This is a genomic window from Mesorhizobium sp. M0207 (assembly GCF_040321995.1).
Classification (GTDB): Bacteria; Pseudomonadota; Alphaproteobacteria; order Rhizobiales; family Rhizobiaceae; genus Mesorhizobium.
This window is the reverse complement of record NZ_JAMYSQ010000038.1, coordinates 1-15,855: the sequence shown is the minus strand read 5'-3', so window position 1 is coordinate 15,855 and position 15,855 is coordinate 1. Positions and strand designations below refer to the sequence as shown.

The 15,855-nt window shown below is 58.5% G+C and carries 14 protein-coding genes and 1 pseudogene; 9 read left to right on the top strand and 6 right to left on the bottom strand.

Features of this window, described 5'->3' with window-relative positions:
* Window positions 1–90 precede the first annotated feature (90 nt).
* Together NKJ15_RS30540 and NKJ15_RS30535 are read right to left on the bottom strand one after the other, a co-directional pair.
* Complete coding sequence (locus NKJ15_RS30540) at window positions 91–243, bottom strand: hypothetical protein (RefSeq protein WP_352819437.1); 153 nt, start codon at window positions 241–243, stop codon at window positions 91–93.
* Window positions 244–469: 226 nt separating this feature from the next.
* Window positions 470–841, bottom strand: coding sequence for a hypothetical protein (locus tag NKJ15_RS30535; protein WP_352819436.1), 372 nt, complete (start codon window positions 839–841; stop codon window positions 470–472).
* Window positions 842–929: 88 nt separating this feature from the next.
* On the opposite strand from NKJ15_RS30535, the gene NKJ15_RS30530 reads away from it, so the two are divergent.
* Window positions 930–2,615 (top strand): winged helix-turn-helix domain-containing tetratricopeptide repeat protein, encoded by a 1,686-nt coding sequence (locus tag NKJ15_RS30530; RefSeq protein ID WP_352819434.1) that lies wholly within the window; start codon window positions 930–932, stop codon window positions 2,613–2,615.
* 1,092 nt (window positions 2,616–3,707) lie between these two features.
* Here NKJ15_RS30530 and NKJ15_RS30520 read toward each other — a convergent pair.
* Entirely contained in the window at window positions 3,708–4,094 is a 387-nt protein-coding gene (locus tag NKJ15_RS30520) for a hypothetical protein (protein WP_352819432.1), read from the bottom strand.
* A 212-nt stretch (window positions 4,095–4,306) separates the two neighbouring features.
* On the opposite strand from NKJ15_RS30520, the gene NKJ15_RS30515 reads away from it, so the two are divergent.
* On the top strand, window positions 4,307–4,699 hold the full coding sequence (locus NKJ15_RS30515) for a hypothetical protein (protein WP_352503416.1): 393 nt from the start codon (window positions 4,307–4,309) through the stop codon (window positions 4,697–4,699).
* Between the two features lie 57 nt (window positions 4,700–4,756).
* Here NKJ15_RS30515 and NKJ15_RS30510 read toward each other — a convergent pair whose 3' ends face one another.
* Entirely contained in the window at window positions 4,757–6,298 is a 1,542-nt protein-coding gene (locus NKJ15_RS30510; RefSeq protein WP_352819430.1) for a caspase family protein, read from the bottom strand.
* Between the two features lie 209 nt (window positions 6,299–6,507).
* Between NKJ15_RS30510 and NKJ15_RS30505 the strand changes: the two genes are divergently transcribed.
* The 7 genes from NKJ15_RS30505 (at window position 6,508) to NKJ15_RS30475 (ending at window position 14,223) form a co-directional block, all read left to right on the top strand.
* Window positions 6,508–8,457 carry a CHASE2 domain-containing protein gene (locus NKJ15_RS30505; RefSeq protein WP_352819428.1) on the top strand — a complete coding sequence of 650 codons (1,950 nt, stop codon included), beginning with the start codon at window positions 6,508–6,510 and terminating at the stop codon, window positions 8,455–8,457.
* 26 nt (window positions 8,458–8,483) lie between these two features.
* Window positions 8,484–9,242, top strand: a complete 759-nt coding sequence (locus NKJ15_RS30500) for a hypothetical protein (RefSeq protein ID WP_352819426.1) — start codon at window positions 8,484–8,486, stop codon at window positions 9,240–9,242.
* 457 nt (window positions 9,243–9,699) lie between these two features.
* On the top strand, window positions 9,700–10,161 hold the full coding sequence (locus NKJ15_RS30495; protein ID WP_352531729.1) for a phasin: 462 nt from the start codon (window positions 9,700–9,702) through the stop codon (window positions 10,159–10,161).
* 658 nt (window positions 10,162–10,819) lie between these two features.
* Entirely contained in the window at window positions 10,820–11,959 is a 1,140-nt protein-coding gene (locus NKJ15_RS30490; protein ID WP_352819424.1) for an FIST N-terminal domain-containing protein, read from the top strand.
* A gap of 10 nt (window positions 11,960–11,969) precedes the next feature.
* Window positions 11,970–13,310, top strand: coding sequence for an ATP-binding response regulator (locus NKJ15_RS30485; protein ID WP_352503406.1), 1,341 nt, complete (start codon window positions 11,970–11,972; stop codon window positions 13,308–13,310).
* Between the two features lie 3 nt (window positions 13,311–13,313).
* Complete coding sequence (locus NKJ15_RS30480; RefSeq protein WP_352780222.1) at window positions 13,314–13,745, top strand: DUF6392 family protein; 432 nt, start codon at window positions 13,314–13,316, stop codon at window positions 13,743–13,745.
* 49 nt (window positions 13,746–13,794) lie between these two features.
* The gene (locus tag NKJ15_RS30475) at window positions 13,795–14,223 is read left to right on the top strand and encodes a hypothetical protein (RefSeq protein ID WP_352819422.1); all 429 of its coding nucleotides are present in this window, start codon (window positions 13,795–13,797) and stop codon (window positions 14,221–14,223) included.
* Between the two features lie 85 nt (window positions 14,224–14,308).
* Here NKJ15_RS30475 and NKJ15_RS30470 read toward each other — a convergent pair whose 3' ends face one another.
* Together NKJ15_RS30470 and NKJ15_RS30465 are read right to left on the bottom strand one after the other, a co-directional pair.
* A complete protein-coding gene (locus NKJ15_RS30470; protein WP_023679211.1) occupies window positions 14,309–14,992 on the bottom strand; it encodes a response regulator in 684 nt (227 codons plus the stop codon).
* Between the two features lie 736 nt (window positions 14,993–15,728).
* Window positions 15,729–15,855: pseudogene (locus NKJ15_RS30465) on the bottom strand (S-(hydroxymethyl)glutathione synthase); the annotation flags it as partial.

Below are 15,855 nucleotides of genomic sequence, written 5' to 3'. Positions count from 1 at the left end.
AAAATCCAAATTTCCCGAATCTTGCGGATCTTCGCTGGGGTGCCGCCTCAGCTCGTACCAAACATGCGCGCCACCCCGCGAAACGTCGCCTCAGTCGAGGCTGGCCGGCGACGAGAACGGCCGATTGGCGTCCACCATGAAGATGGCCAGCTCATCAAGAGCGGTTGTGCCGGCGCTGAACACCTCCATCGGCATGTCGACCCCGTGTCCGACCATGGTCGTGCCGGCTTCGGCATAGCTCACTCCGGGGGGCGTTCTTTGGCCGAGCTTGCCGCCCAGGACATAGAAGGCCTCCGGTCCCGGATGTGTATGGATCGGCGTCTTGGCACCGTCGCTCCACCGGGCCGTTGACGCGCAGCAAATACTCGCTCGCACTGATCGGCGGAACAGGCCCGATCTCGACGACCTTGGTCCCGGCAGGAGTGGTGCCATCCTTCGATCCGAGCGTGAACAGCCAGGCCTTGCAAAATCATGGTTCTGATGCGTTGTCGCAGTAATGGAAGGTGGCGAGATAGCCGGGGAGTACGCGCATGAACTCCTGTTGATGGGTCCAAGCTCTGCACTCCGCCATGGAGGTCATGGGTTTCACGTCGGGGAGCCTGATTAGCTCCCCCTGGTTGGTCAGAAGGAGTGTGACAGCGATGGCGGTGAACATGGCCCGGTTATCCATCGACTTAAGGCTGGCGACACAATAACCGCCGGGGTTGGGACGGACGTCGTCTGAGGCAACCTCGTTGACATGGTCAGGACCACAGAATCTCGCGATGCGGGGATCCGGTTTTGCAGCCGTTTGCGTTGCCAAAAGAAGAGCGAGAGCGATGATGAGCTTGGTGCGATTCATGTCGTCCTCCGTTTCATCCGGTGCTGCTGGGATCGCTTGGAGGCGAAGGCCGAATGGGCTAAACTAGGAAGCGCGCCAGGAAGGTGAAATGTCCCGAACGGCCCCTGAAATTGACCTGAAATCTGCTGAAACGATCACGTTTCGCGGTTTTGCCTTCCTGACGAAAAGCAAAGAACTCCGAACCGTCGAAGGCAAAGCGGTCAATCTTCGCAGCCAGTCCGCCGAGGTGCTCTCGGTGCTCGCGGCGCGACCGGGCGAAATCGTGTCCAAGGATGCGCTGATGCAGGCGGTTTGGCCCGAGACCTTCGTGACCGACGACAGCCTCACTCAATGCATTGCCGATATTCGCCGCGCATTGAGGGACGACGCGCACGTGACCGTGGAAACCCTCCCCAAGCGAGGCTACCGGCTGAATGCCAATCCGTCGGACGCGGCGGACGCAAACGCCGCAGCCGACACGGAACGTGCCAAGACACGATTCTCGCAGCGCGGCTTCATTCTTGCTGCAATCGTTCTCGTCCCGGCAGCGATCGGCGCATACTACGGCGCGGAAATATGGCGAGCCGCTCCAGTTCCTTCGAGCGACATGCCGAGGATTGCGATCCTTCCCTTCGACGACTTCAGTACCGGCGCGGATAAGGGATATCTCAGCGATGCCGTCGCCGAGGGGATCATCACCGAGCTTTCGCGGAGCAAGACTTATGCCGTCATCGCCCGAAACTCGAGCTTCAGGTACCGCGACCAGCCGGTCGACACCAGGAAGATCGGAGATGAACTCGGCGTCGACTACCTGCTCGAAGGCAGCCAGCAGAAGGTCGGAGACCGGCTGAAAGTGACCGCCCAGTTGCTGAATGCGCATGACGGATCGCATGTCTGGGCCAACACCTACAACCGAGAGATTGGCAATTTTTTCGTCGTCCAGGAGGAAATCATCCGCACGCTTGCGGATCGGGTCGGGCAGAGAATCCAGCGCCCGCTGCCAAGGAGTGACGCCGCGCAGGTCAGCGCGCTCCGCTACTACCTGATGGGAAGGGCCGAGTTGATGGGAAGGGCCGAGATCAATTTCTCTGCCGCGGGGAACGATCTGCTAAGGCAGTTCAGCCTCAAGGCGATCGAAGCGGATCCGAACGCCCAGTTCGGCTATATCGGGATGGCCTGGTCCTATCGCAATGACGCGGTATTCTGGCACAAGCAGGAAAATAACCCCGACGAGGCGTTGAAGCGGGCCGCCGAATACGCCGACAAGGCTATTCTACTCGCTCCCGACGATTCCGAGGCGCATAACATCCGCGCCAGCATCCACACCGAAGCCGGCGAGATGGAGCAGGCCCTTGCCCGGTACGATCAGGCGATCGCCCTGAACCCCAGCGACTCGAATATCCTCGTCATGAGTGCAGGCGTGCTGCTGAACGTTGGCCGCACGGACGAAGCGATTGATCGGATCGAGCAGGCCAAGGGCATCGATCCCTTCCACCCTGACTGGTTCCACTGGCAGATGGGCTGGGCGCTCTACGAAAAGAACGATTGCGGGGCTGCGCTGACGGCGATGCGGAAAATGTCTAGAATCCCGAGCGGCGCACAGCGCATGCTTGCCGGGATCCACGCTTGTCTGGGAAACAAGCGGGAAGCAAAGGAAGCACTTGCGGTTTTCCTCAAAGACTCGCCCGGCGACTCCATCAGCAAACAACGCAGGCAATGGGAGAAAAACTACCTCGCCCCCGGGGCCCTCGATCGCTGGATCGGACACATGCGGTTCGCGGGGTTGCCGGAGTGAACGGCTGTCCGGTTGTGGCCCGGCAGAAGTCCGATTGGCCGCATAAAAACCGTTGAAGCCTTTGTGTTGTGGACGGTGGTTGCCCTCAAAGCAAGATCATCCTTCATAGGAATATTGGGTGCGGGAAAGTCGGCAATGGGGCCGACTTGCGCCATAGTGCGCTCGCACCCCAACTTCTGCGACGAGCCCGATGGCTGCCGTTCATCGGCGATGCCTCGAACTTCCGCAGATGGCGCATTTGGTCCTTATCGGCTGCCGCAGAGCCAATCGCTCTCGAGTGCAGGCACTCCAGTGGAGTCCAGACGTTGGATTGGACCCTCGACCTCTACAAAAGCACACTGAGCTTCCAGTCGGGCTACGAAGCGATCGCTTCGGCGAGAAGTCGTCGTTCTCAATCGGGCGACGGGGGGATACATCGGCGAAGACGGCATAAGGGAGGATGCGCCAGACCGAGCCGACGGAATGGTCGTAGCCAAGGCCTTGGAGCGCATAGCGCCTGGCCGGGAGGCCGCCGCCAGTCAGACTTACGCAGCGCGTCGTTGAGCGAGGTGGAGACCCGAACGGGCTCGACGAGGGTCCACGGCGGTCACAATGTTGTGGTGGTGATCGCAGTAGACGCGATCCGGCGAAGTTGGCCCAGCACAAAAACGATAACCACCGGGTACTGACGGGTCTTCGCTCACCGGGAAGCGGCATTGATAGAGGCCTAGCTGAATGAGGGGGACATCTCTCGAAGTTAGTCTGATATTTTCAGGCATGATGGTTTCCTAGTTCACAGCAATTGCCGGGTGACGGCCGCAGTGCGACCCGTCAGGGGCGAGCTTCTCTCGTTTGGGAGGCTATGGATCACCATATGGTGTTGGCAGCACCGTCAATGAAGCCCGACGCCCTGCTTCTGAAGCCAATAGTTTGCGACTTAAGGCCACACCCGCAAACGCATTGGCAATCTACCATCTTGTCCCCGAGGCACCCGCCCGCCGCGGTTTGCCGGCTAATTCGTGCCGTGTTCGCTGGAGGTATCACTCCTCTCTGAATCCTGCAGTGAGGCGTGGCGAAATCCGAACTCGCCCCGTAGATGCTTGACGTGGGCTTTCAGCCCGGCCTGACCCATGGTCGCCGGCCGTTTTTGCCCTTCGGCGGTGGCCCGGCGTGCTCTTGGACACGCTTCCACAGCCGTTCGCGCATCTCCTGGTTCAAGGTGATGAAAGCCGAACCGGCATATTTTCCGGTACCGGGCTTCGCCAGCAAGGCGAATGCCGCCTTGCCCGGCTCGCGCTCGACGCCCAATAGTTCGTATTCCTGGACTGTGAAGCTCTTCGTCTTCAGCCAATTCGTCGTCGGGCCGCTTCGATACGGGCTGTCGGCGCGCTTCGAGACGATGCCCTCAAGGCCCGCTTGGTCGGCAACATACGCGGCGGTAAGTGCAAAGAGGCTCGCAATCCAAACACCACGCATCACACGCGCGGGCGGTCTGCGCATTGTAAACACCGAGAACGCGTTGGCTTAAGCGCAAATCCTAGGGAACATGCTAGAATGTGCGGCTTCGCTCAACTTGAGCAAATGTCCCCAACGACATCTAGGACGCGCTGATTTCCGCTTCTTGAAAGCTTGTTATCATGATAATTTTCAGTCTCCTCGCTTAAGAATATATAGACATTTCAGTCAAACCGGCGGGGGATGGGGAGGATAGGATGAAACTGTTATCGCTTGTTGTCGTAGCTACGTTTTCACTTGCTATGTCCGCTTGGGCCGAGGATCTACCAAGTAGCGCGAAGAAAGCATCGATGGAAGAATTTAAGACTTTTGCTAATGGGAAAAAGGTAAATGTAATCATATACGACGCTGGAGCTGCCATAACTGCCACTCTTGTCTGGAACTGGAAGAAAAAACAGATCATTGGCGAAGCTTTGGTGAACAACAAAACTAAGATAAAGGTCAAAGTTCCATTGACTTTCGACGGCGACAAGGCCTGTTCACAAGACCAAGGTAAACCAGTTTGTCATCTTATCTACATTGACAACGACAAATTTTACGAGGTGCGCGACGACGGCAAAGTCCACGCGACTTCAACGTTGGTTCAATGAGACGGACCACGTCCGAATGGTTTGGTCGGCGTTTGCACGGACCCGCAAATGCCGGCCCTATTCAGTACGCTTGTCAAGTCTTACGACACCTGCACACTCGCCTCCGACTCGAGAAAACTCACCGCTGCCTTTCGCACCTTGAAGCCTGCCGATGATATGGTTTTGCCTTGGCGCACCATCGTCATCGACGAAACTTAAATAGATGTCGAATGCCCCGTCGGCGGTGATTGTTCCGGCCAACGGCACCATCGCGGAAATTTCCGTTCCATCGATAAAGATTGTCGTTGACTGTTCAGTGTAATCGCAGGCGGAATTACCTGCGCGCCGCGTCAGTGCCCACGCGCCATCAAAAGCCTTTACCTTGACCGGAGCGCAGACACGTTCTGGGATATTCTTGATTGCGCGCAACACCTCTTTCGTCGGCTCCAGGCTGGCAAGCTTCAATCCCCGCTGCTCGGCAAAGGCTTGAAGAGCTTTCCGACTTCCCGGTCCCCATTTGCCGTCTGCCTGTCCGACAAGGCAGCCGACTCGCGTTAGCTCTGTTTGCGTTGCCTTTGTCAACGCGCGCGGATCAGCCAAAGCTTGCGTCACATCTAAATCAGGATGAGCTTCTGCAACCGCCACGCCCGCGATGGAAATCGAGGGGGCTTTGCCACGATCTGTTGCTGCCTGTTCGATCTCGTCGATCTTCAAGCTGGCTAACGCCGCAAAGGCGCCGCTTGGATACTGTCTGAGATAGGCCTCAAAGAAGCGCTTGTCCGTTTTTTCCTTGATGGTCTCCCAATAGGCGACTTCTACGTCCCCTCCTTTCGCACCCGCCGTGACAGCGGTGTTTCCGGACAACGGTTGCAAAATGACGTCGCCCGTCAGCGAGGAGTTGTCCCATGGCACTTGCTTGCCGTCGGTTGCTTCAAGCACATCCCTACGGACGTTGATGAGGTCGCGGGAGATGTCCTGGCCAGGCGTACCAAGATTCTTCAGCAGCGCAGATGTGAACGGCGAGTTCCTTCCCTCGCCGTCCAGCGCAACGTTCCCGGGCTGCGTTGCAAAGGCTATGAGCGATCCAACGCCCGTGCCTAGCTTTGCCAAGCCCCGACCGACCGTCCCTGATCGCGTACCCATCGAGCGCCCAAGGTTCTGTGAGAAAGGACTGTCCCGGCAAGCATCCAAAAATACCAGGTTGACCTTCGTGGTTCGCTCCATGGCCGACAAGACGAGGTCCATGGGCACGGCTTCGAAGTCGAGGTCGTTATATGTGGATAGCCGCGCATCAACGGGAGCCATGTAGTTGGTGCCGTTCACCTGGACGCCATGGCCGGCATAGAAGAGAAGCGCCATGTCGGCACCATCCAGCTTGCCGATGAAATCTCGAACCGTGCCGCGCATCCCGCTCAGATCGAGGTCCTCGCCTGCAACCACCTCAAAGCCCAACGCCTGCAGTTTTGCGGTCATATCCACCGCATCATTTTTTGGATTGGAAAGTGGAACCGCGTATCTATAGGCAGAATTACCGATGACCAGCGCGACGCGCCGTTCTGCCCACGCTTGGGCGCTCAGCGAAACTAGAAGAAGCGCAATGGCGAAGCGAAGCGCCATCATGGCTGTATATCCTTAGTCTCGGCTCATTCAGCGGGTTCACCAGTCGATAGACTGGACAAAACCGGAGCAATCTTGCGAGACTGAGCCCGGTGCTTCGCAGTGTCAAGTCCAACGGATCTAGCGAAGGGCCCGCCGCTAGCCCACAGTTCGTCAGCGGTCTATGCTGTGTAGATTCACGCCGATAGACACCGAAACGAATTGCACGCAGCTTGGCCGTCTTCACGCCGATCGGAATGGTTCAAAAAGGGCGCCTTCTCGCGTCGCTCGGATTCTTTTTCATTCTGGGCGCCTGCATTGCCACATTCTCTCCCTCAGGCGAGAAACTGCTGCGCGACGTCTTGATGACGACCATCTCGCCCTTCGTCGCGCCCCCGACAGACATCGTGATCGTAACGATCACAGAGCAGACATTGGAAAGGTTTCCCTATAGATCGCCGCTGGATCGGGGTGCCTTGGCCGACCTCGTGCAGAGAATCGATAAGGCTCATCCGAGAACAATAGGCATCGACTTGCTTTTCGATCAGCCAACCGAGGCGGAAAAGGATCGGCGCCTAGCTGAGGTTATCGAGGCGGCCGAAAGTCCGGTAATTGTCGCATCTGCATCACACGGGGACGACCTTACCGACAAGCAACTGTCGTATCTTAGTCGCTTCGCGCCAAGCGCCATCCGCGGACTGGCCGCCCTGTCTCATGATAGGGTCGACGGGGTTGTGCGGGAAGAATTTCCAGGGCGCGTGGTGAATGGCAACTGGCAACCTAGCTTTGCATCAGCGCTTGCGCAGACCGCCGGCATATCGGCATCGCAAGCTGCGGAGAAGATGGTCTACTATCGGGCTACAGGCATTCATCCGGCACGATGGACAATATATCCGGCACACGCCGCCGCTTTCGCGCCCCCGGCCTGGTTCGCCGGGAAGTTCGTTTTGATCGGCGTTGACCTCCCGCTGCAGGATCGTCATGCAACCCCCTTTGCCGTGCTGAACGGCTCTGTTGCCGGAGCGCTGCCGGGTGTCGTTATTCATGCCAATGCGCTGGCGAGATTGATCAAGGGCGACAAAATCATTACGCCAGAGGCGGTGGCGGCGTTTGCGCCCTTCGTTCTCGCGACGGCGCTCTGCATCTGGGTCGCTTGGCTCCGCATATCAGTGTTGGTGAAACCTGTGGTCATCATCGGCGCAGTCGTTTCGGTTTTGATCTTAGAAGCAACCGCGTTTGCCAAGGCCGGAATTCTGTTACCTATGGTCGCGCCGTCGATGCTGCTGCTAGGGCTCTCCGGATTCGTCGCCATTCTGGCATGGCACCGGGACTCGAAAGAAAGGCGTTTCGTCCAGAACGCGTTCTCTCAGTATCTCAGCCCGGCAGTCGTGGCAGAGCTAGTCAGCAAGCCGGCGTCGCTGCGCCTCGGCGGATCCGAACGCTTGATAACGTGCGTGTTCACCGACCTTGAGGGATTCACCAGTTTGGGCGAACGGACGGAACCAGAGGTACTTGCTACGGTTCTGAATGAATACCTCGAGGCGGTTTGTGGTCTCTTCATTGAACATGGCGCCACGATAGACAAACTAATAGGCGATGCAGTCATTGGTTTTTTTGGCGCACCGGGTGTGCAGGAGGACCAAGCCGAAAGGGCCCTAAAACTAACGCTTGCTACCGTCGCGATGTCTCGAAGATTTCGGACAGATCTAAAGTCTAGAGGCCATGACGTTGGCGTCACTCGTATCGGCGTCCATCGAGGACCTGCAGTTGTCGGAAATTTTGGGGGCAATCGATTCTTCAACTACACGGCCATGGGCGATACGGTGAACACCGCTGCCAGGCTCGAAGGCGCGAACAAGTTTCTAGGTACCGTGAACTGCATCAGCGAGGAGGTGGCGAACTCTTCCGATGACTACCTGCTTCGGCCGTCCGGTGTGTTGTGTCTGAAAGGCAAGACTGAGTGGATCTCAGCCTTCGAGTTGCTGGAAGACGGGCGTATGAATCGCGAGATGGTGGAGGCTTACTCGCAAGCTTACTTGCTGATGTCCGCGCGCGACAAGACTGCCGCTGCTGCCTTTGCATCGCTGGCCATTCAATATCCCAACGATGGCCTCGTTGCTTATCACCTTGGGAGACTGAAGCAGGGTGAGGCTGGCGATAGGATCTATCTTGAAGGCAAGTAAAACAAGCGTATGGTTGAACGTGCGTCATGTATCGGCAACCCAAAATCATTTTCCTACTGGCTGCGGCCATCGCAGCAGTTGGTTCCTGCTCGAGCGCTCTTGCGGCCAGCGAGTATGTCGTTGTCGCTGTCGATCCTCCCGCGGACAGCCCTCAGCTCGGCAAACTGTTCAGACTGGGCGACCTCGTGCATATCGAGGGTGGATCGACTGTCACTTTGATGGGTGACGATGGCTCGGTCACTGCGTTGCCGGGACCTGCCGATATTGTGGTGACTGACGACGCATCGGATTCTGGATCAACGTCTAACGGGGCGGCAGGCGCTTCTTCGAGTTTGACTGCGATTTCGGATCTATTGGGGAATGCCGCTGGTCAGCTCCAAACCATAGGTGGATCTCGTGGCGTTTCCGACACGACGGCCGCCACCTTGGAACCTTGGATGGTGCCGGTCGAAAATGGTCTGACAGGCTGCGTTTATGACCTCAAACTGGAGCTTTGGCGCCCACCGGAGCACAGGGCGGATGTTTCGGTTGCCTATAATGAAGAGTCGCTGGCGACAAGCTTGGTCTGGGACAAGGATACCCCAATTTTGGCAATTCCCGGAAACGTGCCACCGGATCTTCGATCCGTTGGGTTGGTGATCGACGATAAGTCGTTTCGAATGCCTATCGTGCATTTGCCCACCGGCTTCAGCCCGTCGGATCATGTGGGACTGTATGCCTGGATGATAGGAAGCGGTTGTCTTCTTCAGGCATCCGCACTGATCCGGAACTTGGCTAACCGATAGACCACCAGGGGTGGTCACTTCACGGCGCACTGGAAGCGGTAGAGGCGCGCCTTCGCGTCAACCACCGCCATATCGAGGCAACTTCTCGATGGCGCGCTAAGGAAAGCGATCGCCTTGTGCCCAGCGGGTACGCCGACTGAAAGTTTGCGGCGCACGAATTTAACGCTTTCGTTGACGTAGACTTGGACGGTTGCCGAATAGCGGCTGAAGTAGATACGCAGGTGGCAAAACGTCGTGCTCTGTTGCGAGGCTATGCTGGATCAGGTGATCCGTCCAGAAGAGTTCTTCCTGCAGAACCGGCGATCTCGAGATGCCACCGACCCTCCGCATGCCCCCTCGGAACGCTGGAAGAGGGATGGTGCGTCGCACAAAAATATTGCAATGCACTATAAATGCCGTAACGTCAGTTTCGTAAATGAACGAGACGGCTTTTGTGAAAGGCCGTCCACCGGAAAGGATGGAAACTATGGCCAAGACCGCTGACACCGTTGAAAATACCGCATTCCCCACCTTCGACGCGTCGAAGGCTGCCGACCAGGTCCGCGCTGTCGCCGAAAAGGGCGTCGAGCAGTCGAAAGAAGCCTATGCGAAATTTGCGTCAGGCACCGAGACGACCCAGAAGGCTCTGCAGTCGAGCTTCGAAACCGCCAAGACCGTCGGCAACGAGTTGTCGCTGAAGACAATTGCTGCTCTGCGCGCCAATGCCGAAGCCGGCTTCTCGCACCTCGAAGCCCTGGTTGCCGTGAAGTCGCCGTCCGAGTTCATCGAACTGCAGACTGCCTTCTTGCGCACGCAGCTCGAAAAGACCGTCGAGCAGGCCAAGGAATTTCAGGCCGTGACGACCAAGGCTGCCGAAGATGTATCGAGGCCGATCAAGGATGTCGTTGAAAAGGCGATGAAAGATCTCAAAGTCGCCTAATTGAGTCTAAGCGATCGGAAATAACCGCGAAACAACACCTTCTCCAGCCGGTCTTTTTCCTTTTGGCTGGATGCTCTTTGGTGCCTGCGTTGCCATGGCGGTGCGGGCATGGCTCTCCCGGCTGCGATCATCCGCACAATCTGACGGCGGCGAGCGACGAGCCCGGCCAGGGCCCCGGCTTCGGTGCCGCGCAACGGGCACTTGCCGCTCGACCCAACGAAGGCAGCGTTACAGCAGCATCGGTGGTGTCGGTCCTGGCCCGCTTGCCGAGCGCATGGCGTAGGCTGTCACCTGCCCGGATTGACCACGACAACCGCCAGGCTAGACTAGCACCCTGTCCAAAGCGGCAACGGCTAAGCGCGATACCCTGCCCCATTCTTCGCACGTCGAGCCTTGACATTCGCCTGCGGCAAATTCAGCTGGGCCTTCGTTGCACGGATGGCGGTGCGATGCGGCCTTTCGTCTATGAGCGGCTGCGCGGACGCCGTCAAACGGCAGAAACTTCAAATCCATCATGTTGGCTCATTGCCAAAGCACCGCTTCAAGACAACAATGACCTCGACGCCGGCGCGCCAGACGCGCACAAAAAGAGCGTTGGAGGAAATGGAGGAGGAAGCCGCTGGCCAAGTCACGGACGCGCTATGCATGCGGCGTTTCGGTGCTCACGACCGACGAATCTGACGCGGATGCGTTCGCCCGGGCGGTGGCAGCGGAAGCAGCGGCCATTGACGCCGGGTTTGCCCTCCTGTTTTTCTCGCAGAGCCTCATAGAGGCCGTCGCCCTGTCGGAAGCGCTGAAGACCCACGCACCGGCGCTCCACTATGCCGGCTGCTCGACAGCCGGTGAGATAACGCCCAAGGGGCTGGAGGAAGGCCAGATCCTGGCTATGCTGCTTCCCTCCGTATCGTTTTCGGCAGCCAGCACCATGATCGAAAATCTGTCCTCATCGGGCATGGACGGGATTACCGGCGAAGTCGAGGCGCTGAGGCGTTCGTTACACGAGCGCCTCGGGCACGAGCGGGCCGACACCACTTTCGCGCTCTGTTTGATCGACGGCCTGTCTTATGCCGAAGAAGCGGTGACCTCCGCCATCCATTGGGGGCTCGACGACATCCCACTGATCGGTGGGTCGGCTGGCGATGATTTGAAATTCGAGACAACACGGCTGATCTCGAACGGCAAAGTGACCTCCGACAGCGCCATCATCGTGCTGGTCACCACGGAAATTCCTTTCCACGTGTTCAAGACCGACAATTTCGTTCCCACCGACGAGAAGCTGGTGGTGACGGCATCCGATCCCGACCATCGCATCGTGCGCGAATTCAACGCCACCATTGCCGCCGAGGAATATGCCGCCTCGGTCGGCGTTGTCGCGCAGATGCTGACGCCATTGAGTTTTGCCTCGCATCCGGTGGTGGTGAAAGTCGGCGGCGAATTTTACTGCCGTTCAATCCAGAAGATGCACGCGGACGGCTCGCTGTCGTTCTTCTGCGCCATCGACGATGGTGTCGTGCTTGCCGTCGCCCAGCCTAAGGACATGGTCGAGGCGACCCGCGCCGCGCTCAGCGACGTCAGCGAAAGGCTTGGCGGCATTGACCTGATCCTCGGTTTCGACTGCGTGCTGCGCCGGCTCGACGCGCGCAATCGGCAGGTCTATCGCGAGATTTCGGAACTCTACAAGGTCAACAACGTCCTCGGCTTCGGCACCTATGGCGAACAGTACCGTTCGATGCATCTGAACCAGACCTTCACCGGCATCGCCTTCGGTGAACGCAATGCGGCCGAAGCGGCGGAGTAGGAAATCCGGGATGCCGCTCAGGAACATCGACGACCTGGAAAGGCTGAAGAAGATCAACGCCGCGCTGATCAGCCGCGTCGAGCGTTCCATGGACCAGCAAGGCAATGCCTTTTCGCTGTTCCAGACCGCCATTTCGCTCGAGAGCCGGGTGCGCAGCCGCACCGAAGAGCTGCATTCGACCTTGCGCCGGCTGGAGCAGTCGAACATCGACTTGAACGCAGCCAAGGAAAACGCCGAGCTGGCGAACCTGTCCAAGACCAGGTTCCTGGCGGCCGCCAGCCATGACGTGCTGCAGCCGCTGAACGCCGCGCATCTGTCGGTCTCGGCGCTTGCCGAAGTACAGACCAGCGAGGAAGGCAGAAAGCTGGTCCGCCAGGTCGAGCGATCGCTGGAGACGATGGAGGACCTGCTCCGCACCTTGCTCGACATTTCCAAGCTCGATGCCGGCGTCGTGCAGCCCGACATCACCGATGTCAGCCTGGAGACGTTGTTTTCGTCTTTGCGCTCGGATTTTCAGCCGGTCGCGGAGATGAAGGGGCTGACGCTGAAGTTCCGGCCGGTCGATGCGCTCGTTCGTTCGGACCGAACCTTGCTGCGCCGCATCCTGCAGAACATCCTGTCCAATGCACTGCGCTATACCCGCTCGGGCGGCGTGTTGGTCGGCACCAGGCATCGCGGCGACACGATCCGCATCGACGTTGCCGATACCGGCTGCGGCATCCCCGACGACCAGCGCGAGGCGGTGTTCGAGGAATTCCATCGCGGCGTGATCCCGACGGATGCCGGGCTTGCCGCCGGCGGGCTGGGGTTGGGGCTGGCCATCGTGCGCCGCATCGCCGCGGCCCTCGGCCATCCCGTCACGTTTTCGTCGAAGGTCGGACATGGCACGATTTTTCATATCGACGTTCCGGTCGGGATCGGCGACACGGCCGATCCAATCGCCAGCACCGTCGACATGGAGCGGCCGCGCGGCTACGGTCTGTTCGGTACAAGGGTGCTGCTGGTCGAGAACGACATCGACGTGCTGCAGGCGATGACCTCCCTGCTCGAGCGCTGGCAATGTCTGGTGCGCCCCGCCACCTCGACCGGTGACGCGCTCGACATGCTTGGCGACACCGACTGGTTGCCAGATATTGTCATAGCCGACCAGCATCTCGACGGCGGCGACCTCGGCACCACCACAATCGCCAAAGTCCGTGATTGTCTCGGCCGCGCGGTGCCGGCGCTGATCGTCACCGCCGACGGCTCGGAAAGTGTCGCCAAGGCCGCCCGCGCCGCCGGCATCGAGCTGATGCGCAAGCCGCTGAAGCCGGCCCAACTGAGGGCGTTGCTGGCGCATCTGCTGGCTTGAAGAATGGCTAACGCGATCCTCGATTACTTGGGAAAACCGGCGTCATCTCTTTTGACGTCACCGCCTTTTGAATCCTGGAAGTTCAAACGAACTGTAGATCATGATCTTCCGGAAATCCGCATAGATTACGTTTCTGCGCGTCACAAATTTTCCTTCATCTGCGATCGCGATGAAAAAATAGACACCATATTCATAGAAGCTGACAATTTGGATCGAGACCTCCTTGATATCCCCTTTTCATCCAGTCGCAACGACGTGCTGAATATCTTTGGCGTGCCCTCAAAAAGCGGCGCGGCACGGAGAGATCCTTTTTTGGGTGAATACGGCCCTTGGGACCGCTTCGACGAGGCGCATCATTCAATACATATCTCATATCACGCTCATGCAAACCGGATAACAAGGGTGACGCTTATGCGCGCCGACGCGGTGCCGTGACTATGCCGGGCATGCCCATGCGCGACTGAGGGGGCCCGGGAAACCCACAATGACAACGCAGTTCTACGGCACCTTCGACTTGCCCGTCGGATGGGAAGACATAACTGACAACCTCCCCGAGCGATCGCCGCCTACCTTAGTTAAAGAATCAGATGCCGGCGGCACCGTTCAATTCTCTATTGCGAAATGTCGAAGCGGGGAAAAGCCAAATGCAGATTTCGATGTTCTTAGAACGTTTATGATCGAGTTTTGTCGAAACAATTTCATAGATGTCGAGCGGATTTTTGAGAGAAAATTTGGCGACGTAATGTGTGTTGGCGTTTCGTCGCGGACTACAGATCAAACCTTATTGGCCTGGTATTTGTCGAATGGAAACGATTTTGCATTCGTGACCTACCTCGCGCAAGGCGAGGAATACGATCTCATCGATGAGGTAGCCGAAACGAGAGAAATCATTTCGTCTATGTCATTCGGATAGGGAGCAGCAGATCAAACGCCTTTGAGACATTCACCTGATCGCAGCGCCTTGCTGCTTCGTTTGCAGGGGCATCGGCAACGACCCCTCAAAACCCCGCCGGATCGCGAAACAGCTCGGCATTGTCGAGCTTTGAAACCTCGATCACCGCCTGGGTGCGGCTGTAGACGTTGAGCTTGCGCAGGATTTCGGAGACATGCGCCTTGACTGTGGTCTCGCCGACCTGCAGCTCGTAGGCGATCTGCTTGTTGAGCAGGCCTTGGCGCAGCATCTGCAGCACTTTGAGCTGCTGCGGCGTCAGCGTAGCCAGGCGCTGCACCATCTCGGCGCGGTCGGTGCTGTCGGCATCGCGCGGCCGGCCTTCATAAGTCTCGGGAACATAGATCGCGCCTTCCATCACCGAGCGGATGGCGGCGGCAAGGTCGCTCTTGCGCGCCGATTTGGGAATGAAGCCGGCCGCACCGTAGGACAGCGCCTCGGAAATGATCTTCGGTTCCTCATAGCCGGAGACGATGACCACCGGCAGGCGCGGATAACGCGTCCTGAGCTGCAGCAGCCCGTCAAACCCATGCACGTCGGGCATGCTGAGATCGAGCAGCGCCAGGTCGAAGGGCTTGGCATCCGTCAGAAGCTCGAGCGCCTCGGCAATCGAGCGTGCCTCGACCGTGTCGACTTCCGGATAGGCCATCTGCACGGCACTATGCAGCGCCTCGCGAAACAGCGGATGGTCGTCAATGATCAGGAACCTGGCGCGATCGGTCATCAGCTTCATTTCGGTTTGGTCTGGCCTAGAATAGTCCTGCAACCATGGCCAGCTTATTGGCAAATAGTACATTGCCATCTTGGCCGGCTAAAGCAGAATGTGCCCATGATTTCCGCGGCGCCACGCGGCAGATGTGGCCGTTCTGAAATGCAATGCCTTGCCCGGTGGCCCAAATCGACCGAATGTGCCGGCGACGGATCCATTGAAACAGAGACAGGTCGTGACCGACTTCCGGCTTCGCGTGACAGCCAGTGACCGCTGGCTTTCGCACTGTTGCCGGCCGCCACACGACGCTTCCCCGACGCCCGCCCTGTTCGCGGCCGCACCGATGGTATCGGCTGGTCTGGGGTCGCGCTGGTATACGGGCTGGTTTCCTGGACAAAACGCAGCAAGCTGATGGTGCTGCTGTTCAAGCCCCGCTAGGCGCTCGATATCGTACTGGTAAGGAGCACCACCTTGCCGCCATCGCGCTTTGGGCGCGACATTGCCCGCGATATCCAAGCTAGTCCACGATCTGGGCCGCGCCAAGCCAGAACCAACTGATCGCAGTCGCTGATCTTGAAGCTATACGATCCGGTTGGACCAATTTCAGCGTATTCCCGTTGAGCCCAACGCCCCCCGAGGCTGACAGCACGTCGGCAATGACTTACGGAGCGTGTCCGTCTACGCGCTCGCCTGCGTTCGTTCCAACGCCTGGGGACCGGGCGATTTCGTCCGGCCCCCAAAGATAGTGTCTGATCACTCGTTAGGCCGGCAACGCGCCGGATCTCTTGGCCGTCCAGGTGGCGATATAGTCCATCAGTCCTGGATTGAGGCAATCATAAGGTTCGAGCCCGATCGACTTCAGCTGTGACCTTATGCCGTCCATGCGG

What these genes read in the sequence shown, in the direction of transcription:
- NKJ15_RS30480 (WP_352780222.1), top strand. Translation starts at nt 13,314, where the DNA reads ATGGCTAACGCGATCCTCGATTACTTGGGAAAACCGGCGTCATCTCTT.
- NKJ15_RS30495 (WP_352531729.1), top strand. Translation starts at nt 9,700, where the DNA reads ATGGAAACTATGGCCAAGACCGCTGACACCGTTGAAAATACCGCATTC.
- NKJ15_RS30485 (WP_352503406.1), top strand. Translation starts at nt 11,970, where the DNA reads ATGCCGCTCAGGAACATCGACGACCTGGAAAGGCTGAAGAAGATCAAC.
- NKJ15_RS30515 (WP_352503416.1), top strand. Translation starts at nt 4,307, where the DNA reads ATGAAACTGTTATCGCTTGTTGTCGTAGCTACGTTTTCACTTGCTATG.
- NKJ15_RS30475 (WP_352819422.1), top strand. Translation starts at nt 13,795, where the DNA reads ATGACAACGCAGTTCTACGGCACCTTCGACTTGCCCGTCGGATGGGAA.
- NKJ15_RS30530 (WP_352819434.1), top strand. Translation starts at nt 930, where the DNA reads ATGTCCCGAACGGCCCCTGAAATTGACCTGAAATCTGCTGAAACGATC.
- NKJ15_RS30470 (WP_023679211.1), bottom strand. Translation starts at nt 14,992, where the DNA reads ATGAAGCTGATGACCGATCGCGCCAGGTTCCTGATCATTGACGACCAT.
- NKJ15_RS30520 (WP_352819432.1), bottom strand. Translation starts at nt 4,094, where the DNA reads ATGCGCAGACCGCCCGCGCGTGTGATGCGTGGTGTTTGGATTGCGAGC.
- NKJ15_RS30535 (WP_352819436.1), bottom strand. Translation starts at nt 841, where the DNA reads ATGAATCGCACCAAGCTCATCATCGCTCTCGCTCTTCTTTTGGCAACG.
- NKJ15_RS30500 (WP_352819426.1), top strand. Translation starts at nt 8,484, where the DNA reads ATGTATCGGCAACCCAAAATCATTTTCCTACTGGCTGCGGCCATCGCA.
- NKJ15_RS30510 (WP_352819430.1), bottom strand. Translation starts at nt 6,298, where the DNA reads ATGATGGCGCTTCGCTTCGCCATTGCGCTTCTTCTAGTTTCGCTGAGC.